Genomic DNA, 22398 nt, shown 5'->3' on the forward strand with positions numbered 1-22398 from the left:
TCACGCAGAAGAGCGTACGTTCGGTCCCGGGGCAGAGCGCGCGCTGCCGGGTGGGTTCAGAACCAGAGTTGTTGCTTGTCCTCGTCCTCGTCGGTGGCGGCCGGTGCCGGCTTGTCACGCCCGGGCTCTTCCGCGGCCACCTGGCGCACCCGCTCGCCGACCATTGTGGGCAGGCCGTCGGCCTGGTCGACGGCCAGCTCGATCGCGCTGCGCTGGATTTCCACGTCGGGACGGCGCTGAACGAAAGCATCAACGGTTTTATTGACCTCCTGCCACAACCACTCGCGATCCTTGTCGCTGTAGTCCTCGTGAGGGCGATGCACTTCCAGCCAGACCTCGCCACCGGATGTGCCGATCTTGACCGGCTCCTTGATCACCCGCACCGGTGTGCCTTTGCTGACCTGATAGACAAACCGCGAGATGTCTTCGTTGTACATGCGGAAACAGCCGTGGCTGACCTGCATGCCCACCCCGAACAGCTTGTTGGTGCCGTGGATCAGATAGCCCTTTTCACTCAGCATCAGCGCGTGCGTGCCTAACGGGTTGTCCGGACCGGGCGGGATCATGCGCGGCAGGTAGTCACCGGAGGCTTCGTACTCGGCACGGATGCTGGCGGGAGGATACCAGGCCGGCGACTCCAGCGGCATGGTGACTTCGGCGTCCGTGAGCGGCGACGGGTTGTCGTCGGTACCCACACCCACGGGGTAGACCTGCACACCCTCGCCCGTGAAGTAATACAGGCGGTATTCCGCCAGATTGATCACGATGCCCTTACGTTCCACATCCGGCAAAACGTATTGGCGGGGCAGGGTAATGCGGGTGCCGTCGCCTGGCAGCCATGGATCAATGCCGGGGTTGGCCTTGACCAGCTCCAGATACCCCAGGCTGATGTCGTTTCCGATGGCCGCAAAGGTGTCTTCATAGCGGGTGGTCATCACGCCCAGGCGCCCCGCCAGATCTTCGTTGATGGCGAAGGTGGGTACCCGCGGCTCGCGGTCGGGCTCGGCGTCCGCGTCGATGATGCGGGTCTTGTCCTGCTCGGCCCCATAGGCCGCACCCCCGGAAAGCACCAGCCCGACGGTTACCAGCACCAGGAGTCGTTTAAACCACATAGCGTGTCTTCCACCCAACAAATTCGATTGATCGGCACCCTGCTTCACCGCAGTGCCGCCCATACGGTCACAATCGCCAGAACCACGAACAACATACTGGCGCCAACGCGTGCTGTTGCCAGCGGCAGGCGATCCATCAGCCATCTGCCGGCCATGATAACCGGTATGTTGGCCAGGAGCATCCCGACGGTTGTGCCCATGATAACCCAGAACGTTTCGGTATACCTTGCAGCCAGCACCACAGTAGCCACCTGGGTCTTGTCACCGATTTCCGCCACAAAAAACATCACGGTGGTGGCCATGAACGCGCCCATACCCAGAAAACGGGAGTTTTCGCTGTCGTCCTTATCGGGGATCAGCAGCCACAACGCAATGGCCACGAAACTGACAGCCAGAATCCAGGGCAACCACGCCGCAGGTATCCACTCAGCGACCCAGGCGCCCAGCAGTGCCGACAGCGCATGGTTGAGAAGGGTGGCGACAAAAATACCCAGAATGATGGGGAGCCGCTGCGCGTAACGGGCAACCAGAAAGAGAGACAGCAGCTGGGTCTTGTCACCGATTTCGGCAATCGCGACGGCAACCGTTGAAGCGAGAAATGCGTCCATGAAAAGCTCCGGGGCGGATGTTCAGACATGAGACAGCCCACCTTCCGCCCTCCGGAGGTGACACTGCCTCAGGTCTTGCCAATTTCACCCTTGTTGCGGTGAAACATGGTAGCCATGGAGATTGAGCTCCAAGTATGTTGACTACCATCTGCCCGGAACACAGCTGTCCGGAACAGAGGCTACTCCCCTGAAGAGAGCGGCCATAATAATGGATTGCAGGATCACGGGCAACTAGGCCCGCATTTTCCAGACCGGTATCGCCGCCATGGCCACAAACACCGCCACCAGCCACCAGGCGGCGTGAAATGCCGTGATGGTGGGCTCACCGCCACTGTGTTCGCCGAACTCGATGGTCAGGGCCACCAGGTTGACGCCGAAAGCCCCCCCCAGTTGCCGGGTAAAATTGATGGTACTGGAGCCGGCCCCCAGCTCCTCGGGCTTCAGCGGATTCAACGCGCCGGTGGAGAGCGCTGGTAACATAAAGCCGATACCCACCCGGCCGATCACCGTCCACAGGGCCAGCCAACCGAACGCCAGCTCCAGGTCCGACAGGGCAAACAACACCGCCGACAGGGCAAACACCGCGATACCGAACACCACCAGGGAACGCGCGCTTTTGCGGTCCGCCAGACGACCGGCGAGGGGAAAGGTGATGCCCAACACGATTCCCGCCGGCAACATCAGCAGCCCCGCCTCGGTGGCAGAGAAACCCAGCGCGGTCTGCACGAACAGCGGCACCAGGTAGGTCGACCCGAACAGCGCCAGCCCGAGCGCCATGGCTCCGAGATTGGCAAACAGAAACGCCGGCTTGCGCAGCAGCCCGACGTTGACCAGGGGGTGCCGGGCCTTGCGCTCACGGACCACGAACAGCCCCAGGGCCAGAGCGGCCGCCGCTGCCTCGAGGGCAATCAGTGCGCCCTGGCCGGCGACCATCTGCAGACGATTAAGGGCGTCCAGTGCCAGCCCGATGGTGGTCCCCAGCAGGATGAGCCCGGGCAGATCAAAACGGTAGGGAGCCGGGCGAGACACCGGCAGTGGCAGAAACCGCCAGGCCATCAGTACCCCGATCAGGGTCACCGGGGCCGGCGCAAACATCACGTAACGCCAGTCCAGCTGGTCCACCAGAAAACCACCCAGTACCGGGCCCAGAGCAGGGGCCAGAATGACCCCCATGCCATAGATCCCCATGGCGTGGCCGCGTCGCTCCCGCGGGAATACGCGGAACAGCAGATACATACCCATGGGCTGCATCAGACCGGCCATGGCGCCCTGACCGATGCGGGCGACGATCAGTTGTTCCGGCGAGGTGGCAAAGCCACCGGCAATGGAAATGGCGCTGAACAGCGCCATGGCCACACCGAGGGTCTTGCGCACGCCAAAATGGTCCAGCAGCCAGCTGGAGGCAAGCATGGTGGTGGTCATGGCGGCGATGAATCCGGTGGCCAGCCAGTGCACCTGGCCCTGACGGATACCGAATTCCAGCATGATGTCATGCAGGGCGACGTTCACCACCGTGGCGCTCAGTACCGTGGCCATGGTGCCCAGCATCACGGTGAACACCGCCAGCCAGCGCCAGCGTTCGCCATACCGGGCACGCAACCCTTCAACCGTGTTGTCGCTCAGGGCAAAGGCTCCTTCGGGGACGGATTACTTCTGCTTTTCGGCGTTTTCCATGATCTTGTGGAAAACCGTGATGGCACTTCCGATGTCTTCGTCACTGACGCCGTCGAGCATTTCTTCCCGCAGTTTCGCGGCGCGTTCGGTGAGGTCGTCCATGAATGCCCGGCCATTGTCGGTCAGGTGCAGCCGGCGCGCCCGGCGGTCATTGGGGCAGGGCCGTCGCTCAATCAGGTTCTGCTGCTCAAGACTGTCCAGCAAGCGCACCAGGGTGGGGTTCTCGATGGCCATCAGGCTGGCCAGCTCGCGCTGGGTCAGACCCTCTCCGCCCTGCTGCAGGTAGACCATGGTGGTCCAGCGGGCCTGGGTGACACCCAGATCCTTCAGGCGCTCGTCCAGCAGCTTGCGCCAGCGACGGGTCACCCGGGCAACGGCAAAGGGAAACTGATCTCTCATGATCGGGACTCCGGTAAAAGACTAATCAACTGATAAAGTTACCAATAGTAAGCTAACCATTGAGATAAAAACAGATTTGGATACAGAAACAACATGGGGGAAAACCGAGAGGCGGACGCGCGACGGGCCAGCAAGGCCCGTCGGCACTGGGGTTGGCGGAATCAGCCGGCCTGACGCAATTCTTCCTCGTGCATCTCCACGACTTCCGGCGACTCGTGGAATGATTCGTTGCGGGGGTCCATTTCCGTCAGCACCGCAGACGATTCGGGCATGGTCGGCACGAAGTGCTCCTGATCTTCGACCGCGACATCGTCGGTGTGGCTGATGCGATAACTGGTGATCACCGCCAGCAATACCAGAAACCCGGCGTTGCCGAGGAACAGTCCACGGGGGCCCAACTGGCTGACCAGCTCGGCCATTACGATCGGACCAATCACACTGCCGATGCCGTAACTCAGTAACAGCGTGGCACTGGCAGCAACGATGCGATTGCTCTCCATGCGATCGTTGGTAATGGCCACCGCCACCGGATAAAGCGCAGCCGAGAGTCCGGTGAACAACCCCACCAGAATGGTCAACAGCCACAGCGTCTCGGCCCCGAGCACACCCACCAGGCCAGCAGACGTAGCCGCGGCGAGGGCAATCCAGAACATCACCCGCCTTCGGTCAAAGCGGTCGCACAGGCGGCCAAGGGGCCAGGCCACGATCATGGCCGCGACAATGGCGCTGGCCATAAACGTGGACGTGCGGGCCACGTCGAGGCCGACCATAGTGGCGTAGACCGGGCCGAGGGCGTAGAAGGAGCCGATCAGAACACCACAGATCAACGCGCCGGATACGCCGGTGAACGACTCCCGCGCCAGCGTGAAAAACGACAGGCGTTCCGCCTGCTCTATCAGCGGTGCCTCCATCCGGGTGAGCGACAGGGGGATCAGTGCCAGCACCAGCAGCATGGCGGCAATGGAAAACGGCATGAAATTGGACGGATCACCGATATTGACCACCAGCTGTCCGCCGGCGGCCGACAGGTAGAATACGATCTGGTACACCGCAAACAGCGCCCCCCGGTTGGCATTGGTAGCGCGACTGCTGAACCAGCTTTCGATCACCACCAGCACGCCGGCGATACTGAAACCGGACACTGCCCGTAAAAACGCCCAGAAGACCATCGACACCGCCATCGGATACATCAACGACGCGACCGCAGCAACCGCAGCAAAGACCGCAAAGGCGCGAATATGCCCGACCCGGGTAATAATTTTCTGCACGTACAGGGTACCCAGCACGAAACCGATGGAGTAGCACACCAGCACCCAACCGATGACATCCGGTGGCACAGACTCAATGCTCAGGCGGATCCCCAGCAGGGTCATCAGGAACGCGTTGCCACTGACCAGCAAAACAATACTAAGAATTAACGCAGAAAGGGATGTGACCATGCGGGTCATTGCTGGGCTCCGGACTTGAACTGAAAGGGTTCAATAATTGGGACAAAATGGGTTTTGACAAAACATAGCAGCAGGAGCCGGAGTTTGCCGACCGCGCATTAAATCAGCCCTTTGCGGAGCACACCACTACGCACTTCCCGCAGTCGTTCGCGGGACTGAAAATCGCGTCGTGTCATCGCGCTGGCGCGCCCGGCATGACCGGATTTAACATTTTTTCACATTAAGGTGACGTAACAGACGGGTCCGGAAGGAGCGGTTAACATTATTGAAGTTATTCATTAAACCCGTGAGCGCCTGTTATGAAAAAGACGGACTGGCCCATCCGGTGGGATCTGTTGCTTCGCTACCGCCTGATCGAAATTATTGCCCTGTGGGAAGGCCGGCTGACAACCAACCACATTTGCCACAGTTTTGGCATCGGTCGGCAGCAAGCCTCCAAGGACATCAACACCTATCTGCGGGAGCTTGCGCCCGACAACCTGGTGTACGACCGGCACCTGAAAGGCTATGTGCCGGCAACCAACTTCCGCCCCGTGGTGACCCGCGGTCAGGCAAGCGAGTATCTGGATCTGCTTGCCCGCCAGGAACACCTGAGCGATACGTTCGAGTCACTGAACATCAGCCTGCCCGACAGCACCGTTGTGCAGGGGCCACACCGCGTGGTGGAACCGGATGTGATGCGGGCGGTGGTCACCGCCACACGCCACGGCCGACAATTGCGTACCGGTTACGCATCGCTGGCACAACCGGCCACCACCCAACGGGTGCTGGAACCGCATACACTGGTGTGCGTGGGCCGCAACTGGTACCTGCGTGCCTGGTGTGACACCACCGGCACCTTCAGCGATTTTGCCCTGAGCCGATTCCGCGGCAAACCGGAGGCGGTGCGTCAGCGCGCCCGCCACAGCGTTCACCTGGACGACGACTGGAATCAGGAAGTGACGCTGGTGCTGACCCCGGACAGCCGGCTGAGCCGTGAATGCCGGGACATCATCGCCACCGATTACGGCATGACAGACCACCGGCTTGAAATCCGGACCCGGGCTGCGTTGGCGCCATACCTGCTGTCCCGACTCGGTATCGCCGTCGACACCCCCCACCCGGACCCGCTGGTTCAGCAGCTGGAACTGGCCAACCCGGAACAGGTGCAGCTCAGCAATCCCCACCTCCAGAAATCGGTAAAAGCCGTTGCGGGATTTTGCTAGACTCAGCGAGTGATCAATAACACCCCCCCACGGACCCCTGTAATCGTCGCCAGCGTGCTGGCCGGGATGACAATCCCGGCCAGCACGATGGCTGACGACTGCGGCGCGCCGGCCACCGCTATCCACCAGGTCCAGGGCAGTGGCGACCGCTCCCATCTGGCGGGTGAGCAGGTGACTGTCGAGGGCATACTCACGCTCGATTCACGCCACAAGGGCGGGTTTCGCGGGTTTTATCTGCAACAGGCCGACGGCGATACCGACAACAACCCATTAACTTCCGAGGCCCTGTTCATCCATACCGGTCACCGTGCCGGCCAACCCGGACATCGGATCCGGGTACGCGGACGGGTCAAGGAGTTCCACAGCCTCACCGAGCTAACCGATGTCGACTACCTGCAGGACTGCGGTCCATCCCGGCTGCCCGAACCGGTATCGGTGGAGCTGCCGTGGCCGGACGGACAGTCATCTCCCGAAGCGCTCGAAAACATGCGTGTACGGATCCTTCAGCCCCTGACCGTCATCGACAGCTATCACCTGGCCCGCTATGGCGAGCTGACGCTCGCGGCGGCGCCCCAGCCCGTGCCTACCGAGATTCTGCCACCCGGCCCTGAGGCTTATCGGCTGGAGCAGCAGCAACAGCAACAGCGCCTGGTACTGGATGACAACCACGGTGTACGTCATCCCGTTCCAGTGCCCTGGCCCGCCCCGGCCCTGTCGATGGCCAACACCGTCAGAACCGGCGACACCGTGAGCGGACTGGAGGGTGTTCTTGATTTCCGTTTCGGTGCCTGGCGACTGCAACCCGCGGTCACCCCGGAATTCCACAGCACGCACCCTCGCCCGACGGTGCCTTCCCGTGATCCTGACGTCACCTTGCGGGTGATCACCCTCAACCTTGAGAACTATTTCAATGGCGATGGCCGTGGCGGCGACTTCCCGACCGCCAGGGGCGCCGCCACGGTCGCCCAGTTCCAGCGCCAGACCCGCCGGCTGGTTGCCGCCCTGAGCGCGCCGGACCCCGACGTCATTGCTGTGGCCGAAGTGGAGAATGATGGCGACGGCGAGCACAGCGCCGTCGCCAGCCTGGCACGCGCCCTGGGGCCGGAGTGGCGCCATGTGCGCGGAGACGAATCCGCCGGCAACGATGCCATCCGCACGGCACTGCTCTATCGGCGTGACCGGGTGGCAACGGTCGGCGCCCCATCACGGCTGACCTCCAGCGTCTTCGCACGGCAGGGACGACCACCTCTGGCCCAGATTCTGCGACCACTGGATCGCCCTCAGGGCGTGAGAATCATCGTGCCGCATCTGAAGTCCAAAGCCTGCCGTGGCGCCATCGGACCGGATCGCGACCAACAGGATGGGCAAGGCTGCTTCAGCCACAGCCGCGAGCGCGCGGCGCGCGCACTCGTCGACTGGGCCCGCTCGTTTTCCGACACCAGCACGGTAGCCGGCACGTTGATTACCGGCGACCTCAACAGCTACGCCCGGGAAACCCCGGTCGACGTGCTGCGGGAGGCCGGCTTCCGCAGCCTGATTCACCGGTTTTATCCCTGCTCGGCTAACCACTGCCCCCAGACCACCTACCGCTATAAAGGACGAAAGGGCAGCCTGGATTATGCGCTGGCATCAGACACCCTTGTGCCGCGGGTCGTTCATGCCCAGGCATGGGCGATCAACGCAGAGGAACCCGCCGCGCTGGACTACCGCCAACGAACCACCGCTTCCGAGCCCTGGCGTGCCTCTGACCACAACCCGCTGATCATCGATTTCGCACTCTGACCACCCTCGATCTGTTGCTCGGATGCCGCCATTCGCTGGCGGCAAAGCCATCGCCCACGTTCGGCATAACGGTACACTGGTACCACTCTATGACTGCGGACACATCCCATGAAGGTACCCACCCCGAATTTATGGCCCCTGGCACGAACTGGACAGCGCTGGTTAGTGCAGGCGAAAAGAAAGGAAGTACAGATCGATGGCCATCGCATGGTGTACCTGGAGCGGGGCAAACCGTCGTCGTCGACTCCCACCGTGGTGCTGATTCATGGCTTTGCCGCCATGAAAGAGAACTGGGCCTTCTGGTTGCAGAAGCTGCCCCGCCACTGGCACCTCCTGGTGCCTGACGTTCCCGGCCTCGGTGAGAGCGAGTATCATCCCGGCGCCAGCTATCGTTACGAAGCGCAGGCCCTGCGGCTGCGGGATTGGCTCGACACCTTCCCCACAGACAACATCCACCTGGCCGGCAGTTCCATGGGCGGTGCCATCGCGGCGGTACTCGCCCATCGCATGGAGCCGGCACCGCGCTCGGTCACCCTGCTGAACAGTGCCGGGATTCCAGAGCATGATGGTGTGGATATCGATGCACCGTTCGAGTCCGACCGCGACGACATTCTGATTCCCCGTGACTGGTCTGGCGTGTACCGGATGTTCAACAGCGTCGGCAATGGCAAGCCCACGGTCATGGGGCTGGCGATGACCGGCCTGCTGGGTCCGGATCTGCTGCAGCGTAGTCAGGCCCTGCGCCACATATTCGATGACATGGTGGCGGATGCGCTGGCGCCCGCCCGTTATCTCGGTGACAGCACACCACCGCTGCAGGTGCAGTGGGGCGACCGCGACGTGATCACGCCCACCCGTTGTGTTGACTGGTTCCGCACCGCCACGCCAGGCGCCGACATTCACGTATTCCGCGGCGTTGGCCACCTGCCGATGCTGGAAAACCCCGGCCGTTCGGCGGCCACGCTTGCCGGATTTATTCAACGTCATCAGCAGTGATTGGCCCCCATGGCCTCTTGACCCGTCAGCGAAGTCATGGGGCCAGACCACGGGAGCGGTCATAATCTGGTCAAGAAGTGATTCCCTTACATAACAAGAACAGAATATAACGAGGAAAAACCATGCGCGCCTCAGTATCGACCGTTCAAGATCTGGGCATGCCGGCCATATACCTGCATTTGCTGGCGGAACTGCTGAACACCATCGGGGTGGACGAGCGGGCACTGCTGCTGCGGGTGGGTCTTGATCCGGCTCGCCTGAAATCCACCGACCTGCGCGTCAGCCAGGCCCAGGCCAGCGAGTTTGTGACCCGCGCCATCATTGAAAGTGGTGAACCGGGGCTCGGCATCATGCTGGCCCGGGAACTGAAACTGCCTCTGCACGGCGCCCTCGGCACCGCGGTGATGAGTAGCCGTTCGCTGGACGAAGCCCTGGAACTGATGACCCGCTACCTCACTCTGCGTGCCCCGCACCTGAAAGTCAGCCGGCGGCAAGAGGGCGACAACGTACTGTTCAATGTCGCCTGCGGCGTGGATCTCGGGCCGCTGCAGGGCTTCATCATGGACGCCATGCTGTTCGGCTGCGTGTCCATGGGGGCGCAGCTGACAGGCACACCGGTGCCCGGCTCCGCCATTCTGCGGCGTGGTGCTGAACCGGCCTACTTTCAGCGTTTCCGCCAGCATATTCCGGTGCCGGTACGTTATGACTCCGCAGAGGATGCACTGGTCATTCCGCGTTCCCAGCTGTCACTGCCGGTTCGCTTCAGCGATGCCCAACTGGCTGCCTCGTCACGGGCGAAGTGCGAAGAGGCGCTGAAACAGCTGACCGAAGACGCCGGCTTTGCCTGCCGGGTGCGCCGGGTAATCGAGACCAGCCATCCGTTCCCGCCCAAATTGGCCCGGGTGGCCGCCACCCTGTTCGTATCTGAACGCACGCTGAAACGGCGGCTGCAGGAAGAGAGCGCCAGCTTCCAGAATCTGGTGGACCACGTGAGACTGCAACGGGCAGGGGAACTGCTGAAAAACACTGGCATGAACCTGAGCCAGATTGCCGACGCGCTGGGTTACGCCGACGCCGCCAACTTCACCCGGGCGTTCAAACGCTGGACCGGCACCAGCCCGAGCCATTATCGCAGCCAGTCCCTGCAACCCGCACTGAAATCACGCCTGCACTCCGTGCGTGCAAGCGCCTGACACACCGGCGCCTGGTGAGGTGACTAGTCGATGCCGATGATCTTGTGCATCTGCAGGGTCAGTCGCCAGCGCGGATTGGCCAGGCAATAGTTCGTCGCCTTCCGGGTATTGCTCTGCTTTATCGCGTCCGGACCGCTCTCCGGCGCCGACGGCGAAGCCATCGGCGACAGGAAATAGTGGCTGGCAGCGAGATTCTGGAAACGCTCTGGCATGGCCTTGGGCTGGGGATAGACCAGTTTCAGCTCATCACAGCGTTCGATCACCACCGGCGCATCGGCCTTCGGGCTGACGCACAGCCAGTCGATGCCCTGCGGGGCCGGCAAGGTTCCGTTGGTCTCCACCCCCACCTCGAAACCGCGGCGGTGAAACGCCTCGATCAACGGCTCGTCCAACTGCAACAGCGGCTCACCCCCGGTGCACACCACATACGGGCGTCCGGGTGCATCCGGCCAGAGACTGCGGATATGGTCCGCCAGCGCGTCTGCGGTTTCAAAGCGCCCACCGTTCTGGCCATCGGTGCCGACAAAGTCGGTGTCGCAGAAATCGCACACCGCCAGCGCCCGGTCCTTTTCCCGCCCGGTCCACAGATTGCATTTGCTGAAGCGGCAGAACACGGCAGCGCGACCAGCCTGGGCACCTTCGCCCTGAAGGGTGTAGAACGCCTCCTTGACCCGATACATCAACCGCGCTCCTCGTAGGGAAGTGGATCGGTCAGACCATGGGCGGCAAACGCCTCTTGCCGTTCCACGCAGGAACCGCAGACGCCGCAGGCCCGTTCACGGCCGTTGTAGCAGGTCCAGGTCTGGCTGTAATCCAGATTCAGCTTCAGGCCCTCGGTGAGGATGGCGGACTTGTCCATGGCCATGAACGGCGCCTCAATCGCCACTGGCTGATAATTGGCGACACGGCAAACCGCGTCCATTTTTTCAACAAATTCCGGTCGGCAATCGGGATAGATGGCGTGGTCGCCGCCGTGGGCGCCGTACCAGACGGCATTGGCACCGGCGGTGACCGCGTAGCCGGTGGCCAGCGATAACAGGATCATATTGCGGTTGGGCACCACCGTCGCCTTCATGGAATCCTCGGCGTAGTGACCTTCCGGTACCGCCACCTCCGAGGTCAGCGCGGACCCGGCCATCACAGTACTCAACGCCCGGATGTCCAGCACCTGATGAGGGATGCCCGCCCGCGCGCAGACGTCGCGAGCGCACTCAAGCTCACGGACGTGGCGCTGGCCGTAGTCAAACGACAGGGCGTGAACCCGATGGCCACGGGCACGAGCCAGGTGCACCAGCGTGAACGAATCCATCCCTCCGGAATAGATAACAACTACGGTTTCAGACATCGGCTTTTCCATATTTCCCATTTTTTCAGAAAGGCACCCGGCAAGCGTCTCGTTGTCATCGGGTTTTTATATTCGATGAGCATATTGTAACAGTGGAATCACACGATGGGTTCGCGTCGGGACAGCGGGGCGGGTAAACTTGGCGTTCGATACATCAATAAAAACCGGGACGAATGAATTCTGACCTCAATCCAGCCTTCATTGATTTCGAGGCCTCCAGCCTTGATCTCATTGCCAGTTACCCGATCGAGGTAGGTATCTGCCTGCCTGACGGACAGCTGCACAGCTGGTTGATCCGCCCCCACGTGCTCTGGCAGGACTGGTCAGACAGCGCCGAGCAGATTCACGGCATCGACCGCAGCACGCTCGAAACCGAAGGCACCCACATTTCCGACGTGGCCCGGCAATTGAACGAACTGCTACCGGATCAGGTGTTCTGTGACGCCTGGACTTTTGACAGCTTCTGGCTGCACCGATTGTTCCGGGTGTCCGGTATTGTGCCAACGTTCCAGCTTGAGTCCATTTCCATGCTGCTGAACCCGGTTCAGGTCCGTCACTGGTCCGCCCTGCGTCAGGAGGTGATTCGCGAACTGGGGTTACCCGTGCATCGCGCCGCCAATGACGCACTGATCCTGCACCACACCTGGCAGCAGATCAATCTGAACGCGGACCGTCTGGACTCACCCCCCGGCCACAGTCGCCAGGCCTGACCGGCAATCAGAACCATCTCGACCAAAACATGTGAACGGAATTTCCTGCGGGCCAAAAAAAACGCAGCCCCGAGGGGCTGCGTCGAAAGGAGAGATCCATGGGATGTCCGGAAAAAGAGGTCACAGACACCCTGGATTGCACAACGTAAAAACACGTGACAGTCACTATTGTCTCGGCTTTTCACAACCCGGTCTGTACGGGTTTGCCGAAGCGCTTTCGCCCTTGCAAACCGCCCTGCACCCGATACACTGTTAACCGTACCGAAACCCATAACCCGGCCTGAACGTGCCATCGGCACCGCCGGCAAAGAGCCAGACACCATGCAACAGATTATCCGACATGCTTTTGTTCACACCGGCGCGGGCCCTCTCGCACGCCAGTGTGTTCTCGTCATGGTGAAAGACAGCTAACGGCTTTCGGTCAGTCCCGGGAGCCATTCGAGCGACCGGGCCAGCCTCTCCGTCAGACCCCGGTTGCTCCAGCACCGGGGTTTTTTGTTTTTGCAGCCGCAAAACGACAAGGAGAACATCATGAGAAGACATCCACCGACACGTGCAGCACACAAGCCAGCCGGCACTCAGCATGGCCCCATCAGGCGCCCCGAGAAGCTGCCGCTGCTGGATGCCATCTGCAAAAAACTGAATCAGCGGGTCAATCTCGATGACGAACAGCGGGTGCTCGGTCTGTATGAGCGGGGCTGGATATTCAATGGCGTGCTGTCCCGGCTGGAAGGTGCGGAAGCACGCTATGTACGGGCGCTGGCCGCCCGCTATGACTCTTGGATTGCCCGTCAGGTCGCCTGATCGGATCGGCCGCTATACCGGGCCTGTACCGTTCAATGGGGACGGTTCAGGCCCTGCATCGCCAGATCGCCACTGTGGACCATGGCGTAGTTGTTCACCACATCGTGGATCTTTTCCTGGGAATAGGGTTTCACCACATAACCGTTGGCACCGGCACTGATGGCCTTCTGAATGCTGTCAATGGAGTCGTCGGCCGTCACCAGCACAATGTGCTGACTTTCCTTGAGGCGCTTGAATTCCAGCATCAGGTCATGGCCGTTTCCATCCGGCAGGCCGATATCCAGCAGCACAATCTGGAACTCGTTGGCATCATAGGCCGCCCGCGCACCCGCCGCATCCTTTGCCGATTCCACACCCGTGGCACCGGCCATGAATAACATCTGCACCAGGTTCTCACGCATCACCGGCTCGTCTTCAACCACCAACACCCTGAGATCGTTCATCGATTCTCTCCTGTTCTTTGCGTATTCAGTCAGACCGTGTCACCGCCAGAGCGGCGCGGAATCGCGAGGGGCTCGTTCCGTACCGGTGCATGATCGCCGTCACCACCATGAAGGCCGCGCGCAGCTTCTCCGCTCATGCCCTGGCGCGTCAAAATGTTGCTGATGCTGACTGCTGTGGTGTAAAGCGAGATGGCAATGATCAGCAGAACCGGCTGCACAAACGCCACGAACCCCGGCACGTCGTCGCTACCAACAATACTGAGCATCAGGATGATGGCAGGGCCCAGTACCACGAACAGGGTCAGCGCAATGAAAAACACAATGCGTTCCTTGTAGCGCCCCAGGTCCCGGTTGGTCACCAGCCCCAGTACAAACTTACCAATGGCCAGCCCGGCCAGAATGGCGGCGGCGATGCTGAGATCCGGGCGCATCAGTATGTCCGCCAGATTCCCGTCCCAGAGCCGTTGCATGGTCATCACCAGAAACGGAAAAAGAACGAACAGAATGTCGGCGTAGGTCCCGTACATCATGCTCAGTGAGTATTGTTCGCCGTGCTGCTGATTGTCACTCATCGTACGTTATCCCGTGGTTCTGTCGTGTCCGCTGTCGGATCATGTGCGCTCTTCCGGGCTTGCCAGGGCGCGGCCAATCATCGCATCGAGCCCGGCCAGGTCGCTGCGAATCCGTTCCCAGTCCGGATCACCGGTTTTAAGATTGGCCTCAAGTGCCCCGGCCTGCCGGGTCATCGCCGGGTAACCCATGGCCCCGGCCGTGCCTTTGATCTGGTGGGCCTCACCCCGAAGGCTGGCCACATCGTGCGCCCTCAGTGCCTGGTGCATGGCGTGCTGTCGCCCCGGCAGGCCCGACAGGAACTGATTTACCAGCTTCCGCAGGCCGTCATCCGGATTCGAATCGGTTGTCCCGGAGGCACCATCATGGCGGCCCAGCGTCCGCTCCAGCAGGGCCAGCAGATGGTCGGTGTCCATCGGCTTGTTGAGCACGGCGTCGCACCCGGCCGCCTGCAATGCCTCGATCTCCCGCTGATCGCCCGCGGTAAACGCCACGATGGGGCGTCTGAACCCGGTCTGCCGCAGCAGTCGGGTCGCCTCGACTCCGTCCAGCCCGGGCATATGGCGATCCATCAGCACCAGATCCACCGACTCCGACAGCGCCGCCCGCACGGCCTCATCACCGCTGGTCACGGCGACCACCTCCAGCCCGCGACGGCGCAACATCCGCTCCACCAGTTGCCGGTTGTCGTCGTTATCTTCGGCCACCAGGGCTGTGCCATGGTACCGGCGGTTAGCCCCAACGCCCTGATCCGGCTGGACTCTCAGGTACCGGGCCAGCACTTCATAGAATCGCTGCTTGTCAATGGGCTTGGCCAGGTGCTCATTGCAGCCGGCCAGGCGATAGTCGGCAATGTCCTCGGTCATCACGTTCGCGGTCAGCGCGATCACCGGGGTGTTGATGCCCGCTTCCCGCAGCGCGGCGGTGGCATCGCGGCCGTTCATGACCGGCATCTGGATATCCATCAGAATCAGATCGAAGGGCTCGCGAATGGCTGCTTCCAGAGCCTCCGCCCCGTTACCCACATGGACGATATCAGCGCCCGTTCGACTCACCAGCAGCGATACCAGCCGCCGGTTCACTTCGTTGTCTTCGGCGCACAGGATCCGACCGGCCAGTTGCGGCGCCACCACCATGGGCAGTGTGCGTCGACGCTGGCTCAGTTCCGACGCATCCCGCAGGAAATGCACGCCATCGAGGGCACCGGTGTTGATCCTCAGTTCGAATTCACTGCCCTCACCGTAAGTGCTGCTAACGGCAATGTCGCCGCCCAGCAGTTCCGCCAGCCGTCGGGAAATGCTCAGCCCCAGGCCGGTGCCACCGTACTGGCGGGCTATCGCCGCACTGCCCTGGGCAAAAGGATCGAACAGCCGGCCCAGTTGCTCCGGCTTCATGCCAATACCGGTATCCACCACCCGGGCCACCAGTTGCTCGCGCGTCTGATCACACCTGACCTCCAGGGAAATCGAGCCTTTTTCGGTGAATTTCAGCGCATTTCCACACAGGTTGATGATGATCTGTCTGAAGCGGGTCGGATCGGTGCGCAGCGTCTCCGGTAGCGGGTAATCGCAGCGAATGGCGAATTCGAGGCCTTTCTCCCTCGCCCGGGGGGCGAAGAAGGCGCGAATTTCGTCCAGCAGTTCCGGCAGATTGACGGTCACGATGTCCACATCCAGCTTGTTGGCGTCGATCTTGGAGTGATCCAGGATGTCGTTCACCAGATCCAGCAGGTGACGCCCGCTGCGTACCACGGTTTCCGCACTGCTGCGCTTCTCCTGTTCGCTCAGATCGGGCTCCAGCAGGGTCTCGCCGTAACCGATGACGGCGGCCAGCGGAGTGCGGATTTCGTGGCTCATGTTGGCCAGGAACTGGCTTTTGGCTTCTGCCGAATTGCGGGCCAACTCTTTCTCCAGGCGCTCCTGCTCCCGTTCACGCTCGATGTGCTGGCGCTGATGGCGCTCGGTGGCATCAATGCAGGTGCCTTCCAGGTGGGTGGGCACACCATCATTGTCATACACTGTGTGCAGCGAGATGGTGGCCCAACGCTCGTCACCGGCATGTGTCCGGTAGCGGGCCTCGATACCTTTTACCGTGCCCCGGGTTTCCAGCTGTTCCACCACACGCCGGCGTACACGCTCATCCGCAAAGCAGGTATCCAGCACATCGGGATTCTCATCCAGCAGTTCGCGGCTGCTGTGATAGCCCATCAACTGGGCCATGGCCGGGTTTGCGGTGACAAACCGCCGGTCCAGAGACATCTGGAAAACCCCCTCGATGGCGTTGTCGAACAACGACTGGTAGCGGCGCAGGTTAGCCAGCGCACGCTGGCTCCAGCCCAGGGCTTCACCCTGCACCTGCTTGATACGATCAGCGAGCGCGAAGGAAAACAGGATAATCTGCGCAGTCAGGCCGAATTGCGGCGAATAGGAGGTGAACATGTTCACCGGCAGATACCCCATTACCGTCAGGGCGTAGATGCCAAAACCCACCAACGCCAGGGTCCAGGCAAAGAAATAGGAACGTGCCGCCGGGTTGTAATAACGCCACGACAGGTAGCTGACCAGAATCATCAGTGCACTGAGCACAATGGAGCCCAGCACGATCCACTCCATGGCCACATGGTAAGGCAGGAAAAGTGACAGCACGAAGGTCAGTACCACGGAGTACAGACACAGGCGGATGACCTGGTCCAGATCCGGCGCACGCTGACGGGTTTCCAGCAACGAGCGCGCCATCAGCAGGCCCCAGAACCAGGTCGTCATGATCTGGAAATGGAGATATTCCTTGTTCAGGAACGCGGGCCGCTCGTCAAACAGCTGAGTGCCGTGGACCTGCTCGGTGGCAATAAAGACAACGGCGGAGATCAGATACAGCACATAGTAGATGTTGCTGCGTTCCCGTACCGACACCGCGACGAACAGATTGTAGGCGAAGATCGCCAGAATGCTGCCGAGAAGAATGCCCCGCATGACCTCGTCAACGGACACCTTCTCGATGTAACTGTCCGGGTGCCAGAGCGTGATCGGCAGGCGGAACGTATTGGTGTTGGTGATGCGCAGATAGATACGAACCGGCGCGCCGGTTTCCAGCGACAGGCGGAAGGTCGGATTAGGCACGGCAAGGTCGCGGGAAGACCAGTCGCCCTCGTAGCCGGCCCGGCGCTGTTCCAGCAATTCGCCATCCTGCACCACGTACAGCACCACCTCATCAACCAGCGGCAGGGCCAGTTCGAGGATCCAGTCCGACAAGGCCGCACCGGCACCCACACGCAGATCGAATCGCGCCCAGTAGGCGGATTGAGTGTAACCGAAGTTGAGAACCCCGCCGTTGTGACGGGTAAAGCCGTGGTCGGCTTCCCCCACGACATCGTTGAAGCCCAGGCTGTGATCAGGGTCCTCGAGGTACCAGATGCAACTGCCCAGATCGCGGACACTGGTGGTGGCGCTGTTCAACACGATATGCCCGTCGTGGCACTGTTTGCTGGCTGATGCCAGCCCCGGCAGGGTCAATGCCAGCAGCACCAGGATGGCCAGAACGCTCCGGCGACTCAGGGATTGCCATTGCTGCAAAATGTGATCTCCGCGAGGGTAGACGCCTGCCTTATGCTTTATTGTCAGCAGTCAGTCCGGCGCGGAATATTTCCGCACCGCAGTCCGTCACTTTAGCCGTTACACACGATTTTCGCATCCCGGGGCCTTCCTTAATGAGACATTCCTGCCTATTCGCCGCCATCTCCATGACCGGTTTCATTCTCGCAGGGTGTGGCCCGGACAGCTCCAGCGACAGTGGCTACCTGAACCCGGCTACCGACGTCGACCTGCCACTGGAAACCTTCCGACTGCAGGACACCGAAGGGCTGGCGTCCACCCTGCAACGCACCGCCTTTCGGGATTTCTACCGTGGCATCGAACCGGTCGATGAAGGCGCGGATAACGGCAGCGCCATGGCGTTACGCGCACACCTGGATGCCTTTCTGGGCACCATCCCGAACGAGGACAGCAGCGACTACACCGCCGTACGCAACCCGCTGGATCTAATCAACGAGGTGATTGCCGCCGGCGCGGTGGATAACTTCAACGAGGGTCGGCGGCTGATGCGGGACAGCATCGAAGACGATGAAGCCGCCAGCTACAACACGCCTGCCAATGAGGCCCTGGTCCGCTTTACCGAAACCGGCCCGGACACCACAGCCTCCGCGGCCGATAGCACCTGGATCTACGTCATGCTGGACTGGACCTACAACCCCACATTGAAAAAAGTGTTTCGCGCCACCCAGTTTGTGGCCCGCCCACCGGCTGACGGCGAAACCGACCCCGCGGAAGTGGCCAGCGCCTCCTGGAGTGGTCGCTACGACACCCGCACGTTCGGCACCAGCGGTTTCAATCAGCCGGAGTTCTCGGCCACCAGTTACACCGGTCGCACTCTGGGCAATGCGGAGTTTCTTCAGGAATTTATCGGCACGCAGCGGGATACATTGACGTTGACCGCTGCAGAAGAACTGGTGATCAATGGTGAAGAGCCGGATTGTGTCAAAGCGGTGCTGACCTACGGCGAGGCGACGGTCAGGATATTCACCTCAACCGACGAACCACCCACGATCGAGGAGGACGGTGGGCGCACGGCGAATCCGCAGCATTGTGGTAACCAGCAAAATGGTGAGGAGGCCGTCCGCTACAACACGGTGGCCATTGCAGGGCGTCAGTAACCGCTGTCGCGTAAATCCCAGTTCTGCAGGAAACCTCGCTTGCGGTCCAGCACCCGTTGATAGGCGGAGATCATAATCGCAGCGTGGGGGGCCCGGGTCAGGCGGAGGGTTTCGATACGACGTTCCAGGCGCTCAACTTCCGAGCTCACCTGCTCCCGCACGTGGGAGCGCACGCTGTCATGGTGGTCAAGGTTGACCGCGCGCTGACGATCCGGATCGGTCGCCGTGTGTGAGTGCTTGTCCATCACGCTTCTCTTCCGTTGAGTGTGGTATGTCCGTGATACGCCCCGGGATTCTGCATGACTGTCTGACAGAACTCAATAAAAATGAATAGAGTTTCATATTTTTGTAAGCACACCGTGGCCCCGGCAGAAACAGCGCAAACATCTCCTGCTATAGTTGCTCTCACTACGCACCGACATTTCAAATGGACGAGCAACCCCATGAGCCAGACTTCTGTTGCCGACACACTGCGGGAATACCTTTCACTACTTGAACTGCTTGATGACGCTTACTGGGAAGCCAGCAGTATTGAGCACAAGGACATGCTGTATGACATCATCAGCATCTTCAGCCAGGAAGTGGCGGAAATGAACAAGCTCAGCGTGATGGACCACCACTATCCCTACGAGGTGATCACCGAGGGAATCCGCCGTGTCGTGCCCAAGCTGGAACGGCTTGATGAAAGCCGGGAAGATGTCATCCAGCGTACCCAGACCCTGACGGATTTCCGCGACATCCTGTCTTCGGTGCTGGGTATACTGGAAGACCAGCTGCGCACGCTCTGAAGGCGCTTCAGGCGGCGATCAGAGGCCGCTGGCTTTCCGGGATCAGCGGCAAACGGTCGCACACGGTGTAGACAAACTTCGCCAGCGCCGGCAGATGGTGGCCCACAATCGGGATACCAGTGTTCAACAGACTGACGGAAATGTCCCGCGCGGGATCGGCCCAGCACAGCTTGTTGATCAGACCGATGTGACCAAAGGCGTAGCGGCTCTGTTGACCCCACAAGCCGAAGGGGTTGCCCCCCAGCATCATCCCGGCACTGAAACGCATGGGCACCATCATGGTGCGGTCAATCTGCAAGGAGCCGAATTGCTGGATGGACCGGCGCACCGTCAGCTCACTGCAGATGCGCTTGCCGTTCCAGACCCCGCCATTGAGCATCATCTGGAAAAAGCGGCCGATTTCCTCGGCGGTACCGCACAGATTACCCGCAGGAATGACCGCTTCCTGGAACCGCGAATCGTTCACCACCTGCTCCACGGTACGAATGTCGCCACCCAGCGCGCGGTTTACAATCCAGGATACCGGGAATCGTGGGGTAGGCCCCGAGGCGTAGTTACTGGCCAGTTCGTTGAGCTGATCCGTCGCAATACCGTAGGTGAACCAGCGCATGCCCATGGGCTGGCGCAGGTGGATGTCGAGGAAGTTCTCAATGGTGTCGCCGGTGACTTTTTCCAGCACCCGCTGCAATACAAAACCACCGGTGATGGCGTGATACGCCACCTTGGCGCCATCCACTTCGACCGGTTTGGCGGCACACAACACCCGCCAGATTTCGTCACGGTCCCAGAGCACATCAATGGGGGTTTCCCGGGGAATCCCCGGAATGCCGCCGCGATGGGACAGAATCTGATGAATGGTGATGGTGCGCTTGCCGGCTGCGGCGAATTCCGGGCAATAGTAGGACACCGGATCACTCAGATTGATCAGCCCCTGCTCCGCCAGTATGTGCATCAGCAGTGCGGTGACCGCCTTGGATGCCGAGAAGTAGCAGATCGGGGTGTCTGTGGTCATTGGCACCTTGACCGCGTTGGGCGGATCGTGGGGGCCGTTGCCACTGGCATGTCCGATGGCACGGTGCAGAATCTGCTCGCCCCGGTGTCGCACCGACAGCTGGATACCCGGGTGCACACCGGTGCGGTACAGCCTCTCCACGCCCTGCCAAATCGCGTCCGTGGCCTGGGTGGAAACCCCTGCAGCCTCGGGGTTTTCACCGGCGGCATCGCGATAGGTAATGGCAGACAGGTCTTTCGGTACCGGGCAGGTATGCAGTGCACGACGGGCAATTCGATTCATCGGTAACCTTTGGTTCGGGTTGCGGTTTTTATTTTATGATCGCCGTAGGCAAGGGCCGGATCATTGGCCGGAGGGCGGTGGCGACGCTGTCAGTCTTTCCAACGGCTGCGATCAGGCATTATGAGCCCGTTCCGGCGACGGTGCCATGATCACGCAGTTGCGACCGGCTTCCTTGGCCCGATACATGGCCTTGTCCGCCACGGCGCACAAGGCGCCGGGGCTGTGGGCGTGGATTGGAAACACCGCCACGCCAACACTGATGGTCAGCATCGCAGAAGCCCCGCTATCCAGCGGCACCGGCCGGTCACTGACCAGCTGGCGCAGACGCTCAGCGGTTTCCAGCGCTTCCTGCTCCCCCATTTCGGGCAGCAGGATAACAAATTCCTCGCCCCCAAAACGACCGATTGCATCCACACTGCGTATGCCGCTGCGCATCCGATCGCTGACGTTCTTGAGTACCGCGTCACCGGCGGCGTGGCCAAACGAATCGTTGATGGCCTTGAAGTGATCAAAATCGATCCAGAGTAATGCCATTGTGTGGTCGTAACGGGCAGCCCGGGTCATTTCCTCATCCAGCAGCCGGGTCATTTCCCGCCGGTTATACAGCCCGGTGAGCGGGTCACGGGTGGCCAGCTCCGCCAGCTCGTTTTCCAGTGCTTTGCGGCCGGAGATGTCCAGCACAATACCCTCCAGCAACATCCCACCGTCGCTCTCATCCTCCACACCGCGGCCCCGCTCCCACACCCAGATCTGGCTGCCATCCTTGCGGGCAAGGGTGTACTCCACTGCAAACGGCTCGCCCCGATCCACCGCCTGCCGAACCGCCTCGGTTAAACCGTCGTTGCACTCCTCGTCAATCAGGCTGGCGTAGCTGGTGAGACGGTTTTCAATCAGTTCCTCAGGCTCATAACCGGTCAGGTCGCGGCACCCGCTGGACACGAACAGCATGGTCCAGTGCTCGTCAAAACGGCAGCAATATGCCATCCCCGGCAGGTTGTCCATCAGGACGGTGAGCTGCCGCTCTCGCCGTCGCAACGCCTCCCGCTGGCGATGCTGGAGCTGCAGCAGCCGTCGGTCCTTCTGCAGCTGACGCAGCAGCACCACGAAAAGCACGGCCGTTGTAAACAACACAAACAGCGGACCTTTCCAGGTCTCCACCTGAGTCAGGGTTGTCGGATCAGTAAACCAGGCGCGGGCCGCGGCGTCCCAGAAGGTGATCCACAACCACCCTGCACAGAGATAGAGGAGCACCACCCACAGGGCTCGCAGCAAGGGAGTGTGCTGGTTTTTGAGGGTGTTCATTCAGCCACAGTCCGGATACT

At 61.2% G+C, this 22398-nt stretch carries 21 protein-coding genes; 8 read left to right on the forward strand and 13 right to left on the reverse strand.

The annotated features are described in order from the left end of the window. Window positions 1–56 precede the first annotated feature (56 nt). The 5 genes from R0125_RS11645 to R0125_RS11665 form a co-directional block, all read right to left on the reverse strand. On the reverse strand, window positions 57–1112 hold the full coding sequence (locus R0125_RS11645; RefSeq protein ID WP_317238286.1) for a L,D-transpeptidase family protein: 1056 nt from the start codon (window positions 1110–1112) through the stop codon (window positions 57–59). A gap of 44 nt (window positions 1113–1156) precedes the next feature. Further along, window positions 1157–1720 (reverse strand): TMEM165/GDT1 family protein, encoded by a 564-nt coding sequence (locus tag R0125_RS11650; protein WP_248181732.1) that lies wholly within the window; start codon window positions 1718–1720, stop codon window positions 1157–1159. Between the two features lie 231 nt (window positions 1721–1951). Then, window positions 1952–3343, reverse strand: coding sequence for an MDR family MFS transporter (locus R0125_RS11655; protein ID WP_248181979.1), 1392 nt, complete (start codon window positions 3341–3343; stop codon window positions 1952–1954). A gap of 24 nt (window positions 3344–3367) precedes the next feature. Continuing rightward, entirely contained in the window at window positions 3368–3793 is a 426-nt protein-coding gene (locus tag R0125_RS11660) for a MarR family transcriptional regulator (RefSeq protein ID WP_317238287.1), read from the reverse strand. A 161-nt stretch (window positions 3794–3954) separates the two neighbouring features. Continuing rightward, complete coding sequence (locus tag R0125_RS11665) at window positions 3955–5241, reverse strand: MFS transporter (RefSeq protein WP_248181734.1); 1287 nt, start codon at window positions 5239–5241, stop codon at window positions 3955–3957. Window positions 5242–5540: 299 nt separating this feature from the next. Between R0125_RS11665 and R0125_RS11670 the strand changes: the two genes are divergently transcribed. The 4 genes from R0125_RS11670 to R0125_RS11685 all read left to right on the forward strand — a co-directional run bounded on the left by R0125_RS11670 (window position 5541) and on the right by R0125_RS11685 (window position 10417). Beyond that, entirely contained in the window at window positions 5541–6446 is a 906-nt protein-coding gene (locus tag R0125_RS11670; RefSeq protein WP_317238288.1) for a helix-turn-helix transcriptional regulator, read from the forward strand. Between the two features lie 87 nt (window positions 6447–6533). Beyond that, on the forward strand, window positions 6534–8228 hold the full coding sequence (locus R0125_RS11675; RefSeq protein ID WP_317238289.1) for an ExeM/NucH family extracellular endonuclease: 1695 nt from the start codon (window positions 6534–6536) through the stop codon (window positions 8226–8228). Window positions 8229–8393: 165 nt separating this feature from the next. Next, a complete protein-coding gene (locus R0125_RS11680; protein WP_317238290.1) occupies window positions 8394–9224 on the forward strand; it encodes an alpha/beta fold hydrolase in 831 nt (276 codons plus the stop codon). Window positions 9225–9346: 122 nt separating this feature from the next. Beyond that, window positions 9347–10417 carry an AraC family transcriptional regulator gene (locus tag R0125_RS11685; RefSeq protein WP_317238291.1) on the forward strand — a complete coding sequence of 357 codons (1071 nt, stop codon included), beginning with the start codon at window positions 9347–9349 and terminating at the stop codon, window positions 10415–10417. Between the two features lie 23 nt (window positions 10418–10440). Here R0125_RS11685 and queE read toward each other — a convergent pair whose 3' ends face one another. Together queE and queC are read right to left on the reverse strand one after the other, a co-directional pair. Then, window positions 10441–11097: a 7-carboxy-7-deazaguanine synthase gene (gene queE, locus R0125_RS11690; RefSeq protein WP_317238292.1), complete on the reverse strand. Its 657-nt coding sequence runs from the start codon at window positions 11095–11097 to the stop codon at window positions 10441–10443. Next, window positions 11097–11762 (reverse strand): 7-cyano-7-deazaguanine synthase QueC, encoded by a 666-nt coding sequence (gene queC, locus R0125_RS11695; protein ID WP_317238293.1) that lies wholly within the window; start codon window positions 11760–11762, stop codon window positions 11097–11099. The genes queE and queC overlap by 1 nt, the downstream gene beginning before the upstream one ends. 173 nt (window positions 11763–11935) lie before the next feature. Between queC and R0125_RS11700 the strand changes: the two genes are divergently transcribed. Both R0125_RS11700 and R0125_RS11705 read left to right on the forward strand, forming a co-directional pair. Continuing rightward, entirely contained in the window at window positions 11936–12472 is a 537-nt protein-coding gene (locus R0125_RS11700; protein ID WP_248181741.1) for a hypothetical protein, read from the forward strand. Window positions 12473–13003: 531 nt separating this feature from the next. Then, complete coding sequence (locus tag R0125_RS11705; RefSeq protein ID WP_248181742.1) at window positions 13004–13276, forward strand: hypothetical protein; 273 nt, start codon at window positions 13004–13006, stop codon at window positions 13274–13276. 32 nt (window positions 13277–13308) lie between these two features. Here R0125_RS11705 and R0125_RS11710 read toward each other — a convergent pair whose 3' ends face one another. From R0125_RS11710 to R0125_RS11720, 3 genes are read right to left on the reverse strand one after another with little or no spacing between them, the layout of a single operon-like run. Next, complete coding sequence (locus R0125_RS11710) at window positions 13309–13719, reverse strand: response regulator (protein WP_248181743.1); 411 nt, start codon at window positions 13717–13719, stop codon at window positions 13309–13311. 29 nt (window positions 13720–13748) lie between these two features. Further along, on the reverse strand, window positions 13749–14291 hold the full coding sequence (locus tag R0125_RS11715; protein WP_248181744.1) for a hypothetical protein: 543 nt from the start codon (window positions 14289–14291) through the stop codon (window positions 13749–13751). A gap of 39 nt (window positions 14292–14330) precedes the next feature. Beyond that, entirely contained in the window at window positions 14331–17858 is a 3528-nt protein-coding gene (locus R0125_RS11720; RefSeq protein ID WP_410797620.1) for a response regulator, read from the reverse strand. 134 nt (window positions 17859–17992) lie between these two features. Between R0125_RS11720 and R0125_RS11725 the strand changes: the two genes are divergently transcribed. After that, window positions 17993–18994: a hypothetical protein gene (locus tag R0125_RS11725; protein ID WP_248181746.1), complete on the forward strand. Its 1002-nt coding sequence runs from the start codon at window positions 17993–17995 to the stop codon at window positions 18992–18994. On the opposite strand, the gene R0125_RS11730 is transcribed toward R0125_RS11725, so the two are convergent. Beyond that, window positions 18988–19239, reverse strand: a complete 252-nt coding sequence (locus R0125_RS11730) for a hypothetical protein (protein WP_248181747.1) — start codon at window positions 19237–19239, stop codon at window positions 18988–18990. The two genes, R0125_RS11725 and R0125_RS11730, sit on opposite strands and share 7 nt — an antisense overlap. 198 nt (window positions 19240–19437) lie before the next feature. On the opposite strand from R0125_RS11730, the gene R0125_RS11735 reads away from it, so the two are divergent. After that, window positions 19438–19782: a hypothetical protein gene (locus tag R0125_RS11735; protein ID WP_248181748.1), complete on the forward strand. Its 345-nt coding sequence runs from the start codon at window positions 19438–19440 to the stop codon at window positions 19780–19782. 7 nt (window positions 19783–19789) lie between these two features. On the opposite strand, the gene R0125_RS11740 is transcribed toward R0125_RS11735, so the two are convergent. Both R0125_RS11740 and R0125_RS11745 read right to left on the reverse strand, forming a co-directional pair. After that, window positions 19790–21076: a serine hydrolase domain-containing protein gene (locus R0125_RS11740; protein WP_248181749.1), complete on the reverse strand. Its 1287-nt coding sequence runs from the start codon at window positions 21074–21076 to the stop codon at window positions 19790–19792. Window positions 21077–21187: 111 nt separating this feature from the next. Further along, window positions 21188–22378 carry a sensor domain-containing diguanylate cyclase gene (locus tag R0125_RS11745; RefSeq protein ID WP_317238294.1) on the reverse strand — a complete coding sequence of 397 codons (1191 nt, stop codon included), beginning with the start codon at window positions 22376–22378 and terminating at the stop codon, window positions 21188–21190. Between the last annotated feature and the right edge of the window lie 20 nt (window positions 22379–22398).

Source organism: Marinobacter sp. M-5, from assembly GCF_032911545.1.
GTDB lineage: Bacteria > Pseudomonadota > Gammaproteobacteria > Pseudomonadales > Oleiphilaceae > Marinobacter > Marinobacter goseongensis.

Excerpts from the sequence above, each read along its gene's own strand:
- R0125_RS11645 (WP_317238286.1), bottom strand. The coding sequence starts at position 1,112 with ATGTGGTTTAAACGACTCCTGGTGCTGGTAACCGTCGGGCTGGTGCTT.
- R0125_RS11650 (WP_248181732.1), bottom strand. The coding sequence starts at position 1,720 with ATGGACGCATTTCTCGCTTCAACGGTTGCCGTCGCGATTGCCGAAATC.
- R0125_RS11660 (WP_317238287.1), bottom strand. The coding sequence starts at position 3,793 with ATGAGAGATCAGTTTCCCTTTGCCGTTGCCCGGGTGACCCGTCGCTGG.
- R0125_RS11665 (WP_248181734.1), bottom strand. The coding sequence starts at position 5,241 with ATGACCCGCATGGTCACATCCCTTTCTGCGTTAATTCTTAGTATTGTT.
- R0125_RS11670 (WP_317238288.1), top strand. The coding sequence starts at position 5,541 with ATGAAAAAGACGGACTGGCCCATCCGGTGGGATCTGTTGCTTCGCTAC.
- R0125_RS11675 (WP_317238289.1), top strand. The coding sequence starts at position 6,534 with ATGGCTGACGACTGCGGCGCGCCGGCCACCGCTATCCACCAGGTCCAG.
- R0125_RS11685 (WP_317238291.1), top strand. The coding sequence starts at position 9,347 with ATGCGCGCCTCAGTATCGACCGTTCAAGATCTGGGCATGCCGGCCATA.
- queE (WP_317238292.1), bottom strand. The coding sequence starts at position 11,097 with ATGTATCGGGTCAAGGAGGCGTTCTACACCCTTCAGGGCGAAGGTGCC.
- queC (WP_317238293.1), bottom strand. The coding sequence starts at position 11,762 with ATGTCTGAAACCGTAGTTGTTATCTATTCCGGAGGGATGGATTCGTTC.
- R0125_RS11700 (WP_248181741.1), top strand. The coding sequence starts at position 11,936 with ATGAATTCTGACCTCAATCCAGCCTTCATTGATTTCGAGGCCTCCAGC.
- R0125_RS11705 (WP_248181742.1), top strand. The coding sequence starts at position 13,004 with ATGAGAAGACATCCACCGACACGTGCAGCACACAAGCCAGCCGGCACT.
- R0125_RS11710 (WP_248181743.1), bottom strand. The coding sequence starts at position 13,719 with ATGAACGATCTCAGGGTGTTGGTGGTTGAAGACGAGCCGGTGATGCGT.
- R0125_RS11715 (WP_248181744.1), bottom strand. The coding sequence starts at position 14,291 with ATGAGTGACAATCAGCAGCACGGCGAACAATACTCACTGAGCATGATG.
- R0125_RS11725 (WP_248181746.1), top strand. The coding sequence starts at position 17,993 with ATGAGACATTCCTGCCTATTCGCCGCCATCTCCATGACCGGTTTCATT.
- R0125_RS11730 (WP_248181747.1), bottom strand. The coding sequence starts at position 19,239 with ATGGACAAGCACTCACACACGGCGACCGATCCGGATCGTCAGCGCGCG.
- R0125_RS11735 (WP_248181748.1), top strand. The coding sequence starts at position 19,438 with ATGAGCCAGACTTCTGTTGCCGACACACTGCGGGAATACCTTTCACTA.
- R0125_RS11740 (WP_248181749.1), bottom strand. The coding sequence starts at position 21,076 with ATGAATCGAATTGCCCGTCGTGCACTGCATACCTGCCCGGTACCGAAA.
- R0125_RS11745 (WP_317238294.1), bottom strand. The coding sequence starts at position 22,378 with ATGAACACCCTCAAAAACCAGCACACTCCCTTGCTGCGAGCCCTGTGG.